Here is an 11,931-nt window from a genome sequence, read left to right on the forward strand (position 1 = left end):
AAAAGATGTCGCCGCCGGAACGCTATCCAAAGGAATGAAACAAAAACTGGCGATCGCGCGCGCCCTTGTTCACGAACCAAAAGTTTTGTTCATGGACGAACCTACGGCCAACCTGGATCCGGAAGCATCTAAAACAGTCAGGGATTTTATTGTCGAGCTTAAGAAGGAAAACAGGACTATTTTTCTCAATACCCACAACCTTGATGAAGCGCAAAGGATATGTGACCGAATCGGGATATTGAAGACCAGATTGTTGACCGTAGGCACTCCGCAACAGTTGAAGGAATCTCTCGGGGGGGTCAAGACTGAAATCCAGCTTGCCCAGGTTAACGAAGCTATTGTCAGCGCAGTCAAGAGGGTGACAACACACAAGGTCGAGATATCAGACAACAAATTGATTATAGACGTGGGTAATGTCGACACAGCTAATCCTGCTATTATTGAAGCCATCGTCTCTGCTGGTGGTCGCATAAAGTTGGTCACTGAGCTCAGCCCGACATTAGAGGATGTTTACCTAAAAACAGTGAAGTAGATAAAATGAGACTGTCAAAAGCGTGGATCATTGCCGCCAAAGACCTCCGGATATTCAGGAGAAACAAGAGCGTCCTGCGTTCGGTCATCCTCTTCCCGCTTATTGTTTCCATTGGTCTTCCACTGGTGGTTCATTTTGTCGGATACAAACACGGGGGCATTCCGCTTTCTGTCTTGCCGAGATTATTAAACGCATTCTCATTCTTCTTTGTCATCTTGGCAGCATACCTGCCTACGGCCATAGCTTCTTACAGCTTGGTGGGCGAAAAGGTCGAGAAGAGTCTTGAGCCGCTTTTGGCAACGCCCATAACGGATGGCGAGCTTCTTCTGGGCAAAAGCATTGCGGCCTTCTTGCCGCCCATCGTGGCAATCTATATTGGCGCCGCAGTCTTTATGGCGCTTATAGATCAGTTAACTCACCAGACGTTGGGCTATTCTTATTTCCCGAATTGGACCATGGGCATAATACTCTTAGTGGTCGCACCACTGTCGGCCATTCTTTCCGTCCAGGCGAGTGTCATCATATCGGCCAGAGCAAGCGACGTGCGTGCTGCCCAGCTTTTGGGGGGACTCATAGCGCTCCCGTTTGGCGCAATTTATGTTGCGAGCGAGATAGGCTCAGTATCTCTTAACACGAACAACCTTTTTATCATTTCTGGCGTTATCCTCTTGGTTGATGTGATTCTCTTCTTTATCAACACGAAGACCTTCCAAAGGGAAGAGATACTCACGAAATGGACGTGATCCCTCAGACTACCGCAAATGTAGCTACATCTACAAGGGAATATTGATCCAGATATCAGACTGAAACATATGCATGAAAGGGCAAACATCCCCAACGTTGTCAACTATGATAAACGTACAACAAACTATTGAGGAAAGGAAGAATGAAAGACGACAAATTGCCGGTCTTTGATAATGAGAAGACCCAGGTACTGAAGGGTGGCATGGCACTTATGACCAGGTATCATCCCTTCCTCGAGCTTATGGGTGTCACGGTTGAGTCGACGGACGATGACAACGTGCGCATCAGGTTTTCCATGCGCGACGACCTGTGCGGGCACCCGGGCCTGCGCATCCTCCATGGGGGAGTTATTTCCTGCATGATTGATGTCTTGGGGGGCGCAGTTGCATCCTGGCACCAGATAAGGGATATCAAGGATCGTCCTGTGGAGGAGCAGCTCAAGAGGATGGGCGCTATAAGGACCATTGACCAGCGTGTCGATTACCTACGGCCGGGCAAGGGCAAGGAGTTCACAGTCACAGGCTTCGTCCTGCGCGACGGCAAAAACGTGATCGTCATCCGCATGGAAATGAAGAACGAGGAGCAGAGCCTGATTGCTACCGGCATCGGCACGTTCCTTGTCGCTTGAGATGGCGCTGGCGTGCATCTGGGTCGCCACGTTAGTTGCCCAAAACATCATCGAGATATAAGTTATCAACCCCCACTCACGTACGCATGGAATGGCAGACATCCCAATAGCCGACGAACTCACCGATACCCCGCAATATAGACCCCCACCACCAGCACCGTGAAGGCCACCATCGCTGTCAACAGACGACCACCACCGCCTCACTCAGGAACTCCGCTGACCACAACGGCGGACAATCAGGCCGGCGCTCAATCCCTACGCGGATCACATTCGCCCCCAATCTCTCTCTAACCCTGTGTATTCTTAGAAATGCCACACCGCAAGAAAACGCTCAGACGCCTACGCCCGACAGAAGACCGATGACAGGAGACAGACGAACTCGGTCTCCCGTCCCCAGTCCCAGTCACCCTGGAGATGTGGGAGCGCGCCGAGAAGAAACAACCGGCACCCGCTCCTTCCGCGGAAGGACTGAAGCTGGAGAGAACGCCAGAACTGGCAGCCTTCACCGAGGAGGAGGGGACTTAGCCCTCTCCTCAAAACCGATTCGTTTTGGTATTCGTTTCACGCTCCAGGAACCACCCCCCAAGCACGATTCGTTTCCCTAAAAAAATTCCGAAAACCAAAACACCCCCACAAGCTGAGCTTCTCCAGATAGAAGAGGCACACCTTGACGAGAAATAAGAGGTCAGTATAATAGTTGCATTGTAGTTGTGACTGATGTATAATGTCTACATATTATCAATACCCATAATGGAGGCACATTGACAAGGCGGACTGTGGTTATCGACGACAAACTGCTGGACGAAGCACGCCGGGTACTGGGCACTCGCACTATCCGCGCTACCATTGAGATTGGGCTGCGGGAAGCCATTCGGAAACAGCGACTGGAAGAACTGCGCCAGTCCCTCGGTACGCTGGACCTCAATCTGACCGCCAAGGATCTGGAGAGACTCCGGGATGAAGGATGACCTTTACCTGGTGGACACCTCTGTTTGGCTGGAGGTGCTTGCCAGGGGTAGAGGCGGCTCGAAGCTCTCCCGGCGTGTGGATGACTTGCTGGCCGCCGACCTGGTTGCCATTACGGGCATGGTACGGCTCGAACTTCTGGGTGGGGCTCGAAGTGAGGCCGAATACCGGCAGATCGACCGCCTGCTTGCGGGATTGCATCCACTTCCAGTGCCTGAGGAGTCCTGGGATGAGGCAGCCCACATTGGGTTCGAGCTCAGGCAGGTGGGGATATCAGCCCCTTTCACAGATCTACTCATAGCCGCTGTGGCTATCCAGAATCAGACTACGCTGATTCACCGTGACCGCCACTTCGATCTAATCGCCGCCCATCTTCCACTGAAGGTAGAAAGTCACCTTCCGAAACGGTCTTAGACTGTAGTTGCACCCGGTCACTTTGGTCAGACACATAAGCCAGGATACCAGGCAACTCCAAGCCCAAACATAATTGCCTGAGACAAACGGCGATCTATTCCGCAGGAGGCATGATGAGAGCAGCGCTTTACGCTAGAGTCAGCAATGAGGAGCAGGTCGAGGGCTACAGCATTGATGCGCAAAAGAGGGCCTTCCAAGCCCTGGTTGGGGGACGGGGGTGGTTGATGATTGGGCCATGTGCAGGGTCTCAGGTTGTCCACTTCAGCTTCTGTTCTGTATTCTGACCAAGGCGCCACCCTGATAACCCTATCTGGCTCAGGCGGATTACCGCTCTGTTTCGTTTGGCTTGGGTCTTGAACACGGAGTGTCGTAGAAAACGCCGTATGAAGCTGGCCACTTCGTATTGCCCAACAGAGAGATAGACCAGGCAATAGTCTGCATGACGCAGCCGGGGGTCATAGAAGCCGAAGTCACGAGTGAAGAAGGTGGAACGGGGGAATCGATGCAGAAGCGAGATGATCTCTTTGTCCTTCATCCCCTGGTGGCCTATTTCAGGGCCGACCTGGCGGATATGAATGCGCCAGCTTCGCAAGAGCTGGCGCTGACTTTCCGGGATGTTTTCGTCCAGTATGATCATCCGTCAACTGACTGCGCAACCAATTCCTTGGTATGAGTTTGAAGAGCTTGGTGAGCTAAGCGAATCGCTTCAGCGATGGCTTCCTTGGTCAGTTGACCATGCCACTCTTCGATGATGGCCTCCCAGGTCATGCCGTTGGCTAGCTGCTCCAGAACATCTGAGAGCAGTATCCTGGTGCCACGGAAGGCAGGCTGACCGTGACAGATTGCAGGGTCTGCAACAATATAACGTCCGAGCATTTTGGTGGCCATTGGAGTTCGCTCCTTTTTGGGTGGGACTTTCATTTCAACTGCCTGGTTCGGAATCCTAGCACGATTTCAATATCTGAATCTGACGCAATTATACCACAAACGCTCTTTAGGGCGAGCTTCGCAGGTTTCTTCGGATCGTTTTGTGGGACATGCCATGCGTCTTCGCCAGTTTGCGGAGGCTTTGGTTGTAGCACTGCTCGTCTCACGGATTCATAAGATACACCATATTCCTCTGCTATGGTTCGAAGGCTTGTAGTTGCGCACTTGAGGGAAATGGTCTCCAAGAGTTCAGGTGGCAACTTCCATCCTATCTCTTGGAGTAACCAAGAGATAGGATGGAGCTCCTACAGGGAAAATGTCAACAGAGAAGTAGTGGAAACGACCCCGAGGGGATTCGAACCCCTGATCTCCACCGTGACAGGGTGGCATGTTAGACCGCTACACCACGGGGCCAAGCTACTAATCAGGCCTTCTCAGAAATCCTCACCTTTCCCTCTTCCTGACAGAATGCCCGCGATAAGGACCTCAAAGGTCTCCGATCATCAGAGTTTACCTTTGCGAGGTTTCGCTGTCAAGAATTGATTCAACGTGCTGACAGGCATATAATACAGGCAACAGTAAGGGACGCAGGTTAGAACGAAACAATGCACATAGCCGTGGGTTGTGATCATAGAGGGTTGAATCTTAAACGCTTGGTGATCAGTATTATCACCAAGAAGGGGCATACCTATCAGGATTTCGGCTCCTATGATGCAGCTACGGTGGATTATCCCGACATTGCCCAAAAGGTGGCTGAGTCTGTGACTGGAGGGCAATTCGTCTTTGGCATTCTGGTATGCAGCAGCGGCATTGGCATGTGCATAGCCGCAAATAAGGTCATGGGAATCAGGGCCGCCACATGCAACGACACCTTTTCGGCCCGTCGTGCCCGGCAGCATAACAATACCAATATGCTTTGCCTGGGTGAAGATATGGTGGGGCCAGGATTGGCTACGGAGATTGTGCAAACCTTCCTGGATACCGATTTCGAAGGAGGAAGGCACTCCCGACGCCTGGAAAAGGTAAGGGCTCTGGAGACAAATTGAGAGCCTCGATATGCGCTGTTAACATGGCATGAGGCAGGACTTTAACACAAGAGGTTGAAGTTGAGGATTTTGGATAAGATCAATAGCCCGGAGGATTTGAGAGGATTGTCCCCTCAGCAGTTGGAAACCCTTGCTGCTGAACTGAGGGAGGACTTGGTGAGCATGGTGGAGGCTAATGGGGGACACCTGGCATCCAATCTGGGGGTAGTCGAACTGACTATTGCCATGCACCGGGTCTTCGATAGCCCGAGAGACAAGATTATCTGGGACGTAGGGCACCAATCATATGTCCACAAGCTGTTGACCGGCCGCAGAGAGCGCTTCTCTACACTCCGCCAGTACGGCGGTCTATCAGGGTTCACTGACCGCAGCGAAAGCCCCCACGATGCCTTCGGGGCAGGACATGCCAGCACCTCCATCTCGGCTGCCCTGGGGATGGCCATCGCCAGGGATCTGTCAGGAGAAGATTATCATGTAGTGGCAGTCACCGGCGATGGTGCCCTGACAGGGGGAATGGCCCTGGAGGGTTTGAACCAGGCAGGGCAATTGCGCAGCCGGATGATTGTAGTGTTGAATGATAACGGCATGGCCATATCGCCCAGCGTTGGCGCCATATCCAAGGTACTCAACAAAGTCCGTTTTGACGATCGCTTCCTTCGAGTCGAAAGAGGGCTGTCCGGGATGGCTACCAAGTTGCCCTTAGGTTATAGAGTGGGCCAGCGAGTAAAGAGGAGCATCAAGGGCATCCTTCTTCCCAGAATAATCTGGGAAGAACTGGGTTTCGCCTACCTGGGGCCTGTTGACGGACATAACATCGCTGCCCTTGAGGCAGCTCTTTCCCAGGCAAAGAGCTATGGTAAGGGCCCTACCTTCATTCATGTTATCACCACCAAGGGCAAGGGATATCACCCGGCAGAGAATGACGCTGTTGGTTTCCATGGCATATCAGTAGGCAACTTCAAGAGCAACAAGGCTACCTATAGCGACATCATGGGCCAAACAGTGCTGCGCATCGCCCGGGAGAACCCCAGGATAGTATTGATCACTCCTGCCATGATTGATGGCACCGGTTTGGCTACTGTGGCCAAAGAGATCCCCAATCGCGTCTTTGATGTGGGTATCTGCGAAGAGCATGCGGTTACCTTTGCTGCCGGCCTGGCCACCAGAGGCTTCATTCCCATAGTGGCTGTATACTCAACATTTTTGCAGCGTGCCTTCGACCAGATCGTTCATGATGTCTGTATCCAGATGTTGCCTGTTGTTTTCGTCATCGACCGCAGCGGTATCGTGGGAGAAGATGGCAAGACTCACCAGGGAACCCTGGACCTTTCGTATCTTGGCTGCATACCCAATATGGTGATTTCTGCCCCGAAAGACGAGAATGAACTGCAGCACCTGATCTATACTGCAGTGAAAGCAAACCGCCCCATGGCGATACGTTACCCCAGGGGCTCCGGGCCGGGGGCAGCGCTGGAAACAAGCCTCCAGGAGCTGCCTATTGGCAAAGGAGAGGTGCTCCGCAGTGGAAAAGACGTGGCCATTCTGGCTCTGGGTGCCACAGTGTATCCCTCGCTGGAGGCAGCCAAGGCACTCTCGGATGTGGGGGTGGAGTGCGCTGTGGTTAACGCCCGCTTTGTTAGCCCCCTGGACTCCCAGCTTATCGTGGATACCGCCAAGAAGGTCAAGCGGCTGCTTACAGTGGAGGAAAATGTTATTGCTGGTGGATTCGGCAGTGCAGTGATGCAGCTATTGCAGGACAACCGAATTCGGGATGTTCAAGTTAAATGTCATGGGCTGCCCCCGGTTTTCATAGAGCACGGCTCCCAATCTATCCTTCGTTCTATATACAATCTCGACGCTCCGGGGATAGCCCACCAGGTTTTAAGCTCTTTCCCCGAGCTTCCCAGACATTCCCAAAAGCAGGGGCTGACGGTAGGTCCGTCACCTTCTTAGGATAGTGTTTGCCCTATTTCAGGCCCCTTTGCTGTGAGACCAAAGAGATGTCTTTACCTACTCCTTTCCATAGATATCTGAACGAGATGGAAGTAGAACTCAGATCGGTTCTGAGCGATAGCGCATCACCACTTTATACCATGATGCGCTACCACCTCGGGTGGGTTGACGAGAGAGGGCAAAATCAGCAAAGCTCCGGTAAGTTGTCACGGCCCACTCTGTGTCTGCTTGCCTGCGAGGCAGTGGGAGGCGATTGGCATTCAGCACTTCCAGCTGCTGCTGCTGTTGAGCTTATACATAACTTCTCCCTCATCCATGATGACATCCAGGATGGGAGCTGGGAACGGCGGAACCGTCCCACGGTGTGGAAAGTATGGGGTGAAGCCCAGGCGATAAATGCAGGCGATTCTATGTATGTACTGGCACAGTTGGCCCTATTCAGGCTTGAGGGAACAGGCATACCTTCACAGAAGATAATACTCCTCTCCAGGCAGTTGAATCAGGCCAGTCTTCGATTGTGCGAGGGGCAGTACCTCGATATTGAGTTCGAAAAATACCTTGATATCAGCATTGACCAGTATCTGGACATGATTGACAAGAAAACGGCTGCCCTCTTCGAATGCTCACTTCATTTCGGCGCTTTCCTGGGAACAGAAAACCAGGCGCAGATCTCCTCGCTTTGTTCTTTTGGCCGAAATCTGGGCATGGCTTATCAGATACAAAACGACCTGCAGGGTATCTGGGGGGATAACGAAGGTGGCAAAGAAGCCCCCTATACCGATGTCAGAAGCAAGAAGAAGACTCTTCCTGTAATATATGCTCTACACAAGTCAGAAGGCACAGAAAGAGAGGGATTCCTGAAGATCTACAGGAAGGCAAGGATATCTCCCAATGACGTCGGGCGGGTGCTCCGTATACTGGACAGCACAGACGCCCAAGCCTATACAGAACAAATAAGGGACAAATACCACCTTCAGAGTCTCAAGGACCTTGAGAGGGCACAGTTGCCTTCATCGGCCGCACAGGAATTGAGAGAGGTAGCCACCTTTCTTCTGCGACAGGAGGGTAAGTAGATGAAGACCTTCAACAAAAAGGGGGACAAAGGAGAGACAAGCCTCCTTTACGATGTCAGGGTTCCCAAGTCAGACCCACACTGCGAAGCCTACGGCACTGTAGACGAAGCTGTGGCTACTCTGGGACTGGCCCGATCTCTGTCCAAGAAAAAGAAGGTTCAATATATACTCCACAGCGTGCAAGAGGGCCTGTTTATCCTGGCCAGCGAATTGGCTACGCCAGCGCAAGCATATCCCCAGTTCGTCCGCAAGCACCCGGTGATAAACGCTCAAAAGGTACAGCAGATAGAGGACTTCATTGATGAACTGGAAAAAGAAGTGGAAATGCCCCGGGATTTCACTACGCCGGGTGACAGCGCTGGCTCTGCGGTCATACACATGGCCCGTTCCGTCGTCAGGAGGGCAGAAAGAAGAGCGGTCAGTTTGCAGCAGAACAAGCTGCTGCCGAATGAGGAAGTGCTTAAATACCTGAACCGCCTGGCTGATCTGCTATTCGCGCTGGCTCACTATGAAAATGTGAGCCCTGAGAAGTGATATGGAAGTAATCCCCTCCATTGACCTCAAGGGCGGCAGGTGTGTCCGCCTTTACCAGGGCGACTACAAAAGAGAGACCGTTTTCTCAGACGACCCCGTGGGCACTGCCAGACAATGGGAGTCTTTGGGAGCTCCCAGACTGCATCTGATTGACCTTGATGGCGCTGCAAAGGGTGAACCATGCCATTCGAAAGCGATCAGTGAAATAGCGGGAGCGCTCAAGATCCCCGTTCAGGTAGGGGGAGGTATTCGCCAGATCGAAGTGATAAGGCGATTGCTGAAAAAGGGTGTACAAAGGGTCATCCTTGGTACCGTAGCAATGGAAAACCCCGTGCTGGTCAAGGAAGCCTGCCAGCAGTACGGTGAGGCCATCATTATCGGCATTGACGCCCGGGAGGGATATGTTGCCACCCAAGGCTGGCAGAAGAAGACTACTATCACGGCTTTAGCGCTAATCCAACAGATGATAACACTCGGTGCAAGGCGGTTTATCTATACCGACATCCTGAGGGACGGCACACTCACCCAACCGAACTTTGAAGCTATTGCCGAATTGGTTAAGGAGACAAGTCTTCCCATTATCGCCTCGGGCGGTGTCACCTCAATAAGCCATCTCCGAGAACTGAGCCAGCTCGGTGTGGAGGGTGCCATTATAGGCAGAGCCCTTTACACTGGAGACATAAAACTGGAGGAGGCCCTGGCAGCCTTCTACTAAAGATATGCTCAATACCATCGGCGGAAGGACGGTAGACAAATGTTGAAGTTCAATGAAAAAGGGCTTATTCCGGCAATAGTGCAGGATTTCGATTCCAACGAGGTATTGATGCTTGGCTATATGAATCGGCAATCCCTGAGCAAGACCCTGGAGACAGGACAGGTATGGTTCTATAGTCGCAGCCGCCAGGAACTATGGCACAAAGGAGCAACGTCAGGCAACTATCTCAACCTGGAGGCAGTGTTAAAGGACTGCGATGAAGATACCCTGCTCCTTAAAGTGAAGCCCGCCGGGCCTGTCTGTCATACGGGGAATAGAACCTGCTTCTTCCAGGAGCTAGAGCCGGAGGAATGACACTAGTACTTAGTTGCATAAATCTCCATACATATGTTTTAGGTGACCAGGGTGTATTACTCTCTTGGTCCATTCGAAGGGTTCTGCATGTTCGTTATGTGCCAGGGTAAAAGAGTCTATAGCACGGCAGACGTCTTGGAGTGAGGTGGCATTCAACCCTTGCAGTGCCTGGCGCCAGAGGATGCTGAACCAACATTCCACTTGGTTTAGCCAAGAGGCATGGGTGGGAGTGTAGTGCAAGAAGACGTTAGGGTGGCGGGATAACCAGCGGTCATGCTTGGGCTTGTGAATATTCAGGTTATCCAGGATGACATGCAACTTGCGGTCGGGGTACTGGGCAATGATACGGTTCATGAAATCCAAAAACTCACGGCGTCGACGCCGGCGGTAATGGCCGGTTTTTACTAAACCGGTGGCTACATCCAGGGCGGCGAAGAGAGTAGTAGTGCCATGACGTTTGTACTCATGACTGAACCCCCGGACAGCTTCTCCATTGGGCAAACGCAGCCAGCCTTGGGCCCGCTCCAGAGCCTGAATGGCTGGCTTCTCGTCTACACTCAGCACCAAGGCATTTTCTGGCGGGTCCAGATACAGAGCTACAATGTCAGCAGCCTTCTCGGCAAACTGCGGATCTGTACTGACACACCAACTCCGCCGCCTTCTGAGGTGAATCCCGTGTATCCTCAGTACCCGCCATACCTGATGAGGGGATACATCACCTAATGCTTGGGCCACCAGTCTCCCCGTCCAACTGGCATAACCCGATGGTGGAGAGGCGTCTAACTGCATCAGAATACGGCGCTCGGTATCCCTGCCATACTTGGGCGCTGCACCCGGCCGAGGCATGTCCTTCAACCCTGCCAGACGAGAGCCAACAAACCTCTGTCGCCACAACACTACCCTGGCACGCGATAGCCCTACCTCCTGTGCTATCGCAGTATTGCTCATCCCTTCCGCGGCCAGCAGGATGAGACGTGCTCGCTGCACGTCTCGGTACGGAGCTGTCCGGCACTTGACCATCTCCTTTAGATTCTGTCGTTCTTCCACTGCCAATGCGATCACAGTCTCTGGTTTACGCATGTGTCTACTATAACACATCGCCTTACTATCGTCTAGCTAACTGCGCAACTAAGTACTAGGTTCCTGTTAGCCTCTCATCTGTCCAGAACCCGCACCACGCTGGACGCTGCTACGCTCATGCGGAGGGCTTGGCAGAAAGCGGGGAAGCCTCCGAAGGTCATCATCTCGGACAAGCTGGCAGCCTATATCGACGGCATAGAGCTTGTGTTTGGTGCTCACGCGCACCATGTCCAGTCTCAGGGGTTCTCCGAGGACATCAACACGAACCTCATTGAACGCTTCCACGGCACAATAAAGGCTAGGACTAAGGTTCTCCGAGGGTTCAAGACCAAAGAGACGGCAGAGCACATTCTCGACGGGTTCGTGATACACTACGACTTTTTCAGGCCGCACATGAGCCTGAGTAACAGGACACCCGCAGAAGTCGCAGGCATTAAAGCCCCTGTGACCAACTGGACGGAGCTTGTGAAATACCAGAAGTCGTCTATACAGACGACCACACTACGGCAGAAAAACGAATGGGGGTTTTAGGAGGGAATGAATGGCCGGTAATACCCTGCAATCATTTGAAGAAGTGGCTCAGGGACTGTCCCAGAAATATGGTGTTCCTTACGAAGTCGTGGAGGCTATGCTTCACGATTGGATGAATACGCTTTATCTGTCAGTAACAGGGAGAGAAGCCTATGTTCCGATGTCAACGGGAACAGGCCAGTTTTAGCTCTTTGACCATCTTTTCTACCCTAGCGAGCTTTCGTGTGTCTCGCTTAGCTCAAGGCCGATTTGGGTTATTCCAGCCATGACAAATATCATGCACAAAGCCTGTGCCCTCCTAGTCTAGTGTTTCATAAACTGCTTTACAACGAGCGAGCTTGTCAAGAATGGCTTTGGCGGAGGCTTTCCACACCAACGGTTTAGGGTCGGCATTGGATATTGTCAGGTACTCCTTAATGGCATGGATCAACTCA

The 11,931-nt window shown here is 52.4% G+C and carries 15 protein-coding genes, 1 tRNA gene and 1 pseudogene; 13 read left to right on the forward strand and 4 right to left on the reverse strand.

Annotated features, from left to right (window positions below):
* From NTZ04_02195 to NTZ04_02215, 5 genes are all read left to right on the forward strand, one after another.
* Nucleotides 1-532 (forward strand): ABC transporter ATP-binding protein (locus tag NTZ04_02195; GenBank protein MCX5991133.1); only part of this gene is annotated, 532 nt, incomplete at its 5' end.
* A gap of 5 nt (nt 533-537) precedes the next feature.
* Nucleotides 538-1,275: an ABC transporter permease subunit gene (locus tag NTZ04_02200; GenBank protein MCX5991134.1), complete on the forward strand. Its 738-nt coding sequence runs from the start codon at nt 538-540 to the stop codon at nt 1,273-1,275.
* Between the two features lie 143 nt (nt 1,276-1,418).
* Nucleotides 1,419-1,904: a thioesterase family protein gene (locus tag NTZ04_02205; GenBank protein MCX5991135.1), complete on the forward strand. Its 486-nt coding sequence runs from the start codon at nt 1,419-1,421 to the stop codon at nt 1,902-1,904.
* Between the two features lie 761 nt (nt 1,905-2,665).
* Nucleotides 2,666-2,872 carry a type II toxin-antitoxin system VapB family antitoxin gene (locus NTZ04_02210; protein ID MCX5991136.1) on the forward strand — a complete coding sequence of 69 codons (207 nt, stop codon included), beginning with the start codon at nt 2,666-2,668 and terminating at the stop codon, nt 2,870-2,872.
* Nucleotides 2,862-3,284, forward strand: a complete 423-nt coding sequence (locus NTZ04_02215) for a PIN domain-containing protein (protein MCX5991137.1) — start codon at nt 2,862-2,864, stop codon at nt 3,282-3,284. The genes NTZ04_02210 and NTZ04_02215 overlap by 11 nt, the downstream gene beginning before the upstream one ends.
* A gap of 247 nt (nt 3,285-3,531) precedes the next feature.
* Here the strand turns inward: NTZ04_02215 and NTZ04_02220 are convergent, their stop codons facing one another.
* From NTZ04_02220 to NTZ04_02230, 3 genes are all read right to left on the reverse strand, one after another.
* Nucleotides 3,532-3,921, reverse strand: coding sequence for a hypothetical protein (locus tag NTZ04_02220; GenBank protein MCX5991138.1), 390 nt, complete (start codon nt 3,919-3,921; stop codon nt 3,532-3,534).
* Nucleotides 3,918-4,172 carry a DUF433 domain-containing protein gene (locus NTZ04_02225; GenBank protein ID MCX5991139.1) on the reverse strand — a complete coding sequence of 85 codons (255 nt, stop codon included), beginning with the start codon at nt 4,170-4,172 and terminating at the stop codon, nt 3,918-3,920. Before NTZ04_02225 ends, NTZ04_02220 begins: the two co-directional genes overlap by 4 nt.
* Nucleotides 4,173-4,551: 379 nt before the next feature.
* Nucleotides 4,552-4,625: transfer RNA gene (locus NTZ04_02230), tRNA-Asp, on the reverse strand.
* Nucleotides 4,626-4,816: 191 nt separating this feature from the next.
* Between NTZ04_02230 and rpiB the strand changes: the two genes are divergently transcribed.
* From rpiB to hisI, 6 genes and pseudogenes are all read left to right on the forward strand, one after another.
* Nucleotides 4,817-5,257, forward strand: coding sequence for a ribose 5-phosphate isomerase B (gene rpiB / locus NTZ04_02235; GenBank protein MCX5991140.1), 441 nt, complete (start codon nt 4,817-4,819; stop codon nt 5,255-5,257).
* 60 nt (nt 5,258-5,317) lie between these two features.
* The gene (dxs, locus tag NTZ04_02240; GenBank protein ID MCX5991141.1) at nt 5,318-7,210 is read left to right on the forward strand and encodes a 1-deoxy-D-xylulose-5-phosphate synthase; all 1,893 of its coding nucleotides are present in this window, start codon (nt 5,318-5,320) and stop codon (nt 7,208-7,210) included.
* Between the two features lie 47 nt (nt 7,211-7,257).
* Entirely contained in the window at nt 7,258-8,283 is a 1,026-nt protein-coding gene (locus NTZ04_02245; GenBank protein ID MCX5991142.1) for a polyprenyl synthetase family protein, read from the forward strand.
* Nucleotides 8,284-8,817: a cob(I)yrinic acid a,c-diamide adenosyltransferase gene (locus NTZ04_02250; GenBank protein MCX5991143.1), complete on the forward strand. Its 534-nt coding sequence runs from the start codon at nt 8,284-8,286 to the stop codon at nt 8,815-8,817.
* 1 nt (nt 8,818) lies between these two features.
* A complete protein-coding gene (hisA, locus tag NTZ04_02255) occupies nt 8,819-9,532 on the forward strand; it encodes a 1-(5-phosphoribosyl)-5-[(5-phosphoribosylamino)methylideneamino]imidazole-4-carboxamide isomerase (GenBank protein ID MCX5991144.1) in 714 nt (237 codons plus the stop codon).
* A gap of 36 nt (nt 9,533-9,568) precedes the next feature.
* Nucleotides 9,569-9,871 (forward strand): annotated as a pseudogene (gene hisI / locus NTZ04_02260) (phosphoribosyl-AMP cyclohydrolase).
* A 24-nt stretch (nt 9,872-9,895) separates the two neighbouring features.
* Here the strand turns inward: hisI and NTZ04_02265 are convergent.
* On the reverse strand, nt 9,896-10,966 hold the full coding sequence (locus NTZ04_02265; GenBank protein ID MCX5991145.1) for an IS630 family transposase: 1,071 nt from the start codon (nt 10,964-10,966) through the stop codon (nt 9,896-9,898).
* A 63-nt stretch (nt 10,967-11,029) separates the two neighbouring features.
* Between NTZ04_02265 and NTZ04_02270 the strand changes: the two genes are divergently transcribed.
* A complete protein-coding gene (locus NTZ04_02270) occupies nt 11,030-11,497 on the forward strand; it encodes a DDE-type integrase/transposase/recombinase (GenBank protein MCX5991146.1) in 468 nt (155 codons plus the stop codon).
* 10 nt (nt 11,498-11,507) lie between these two features.
* Complete coding sequence (locus tag NTZ04_02275) at nt 11,508-11,684, forward strand: hypothetical protein (GenBank protein MCX5991147.1); 177 nt, start codon at nt 11,508-11,510, stop codon at nt 11,682-11,684.
* Nucleotides 11,685-11,931: the final 247 nt, after the last annotated feature.

The organism is Chloroflexota bacterium (assembly GCA_026389585.1).
GTDB lineage: Bacteria > Chloroflexota > Dehalococcoidia > UBA2247 > RBG-13-53-26 > JAPLHP01.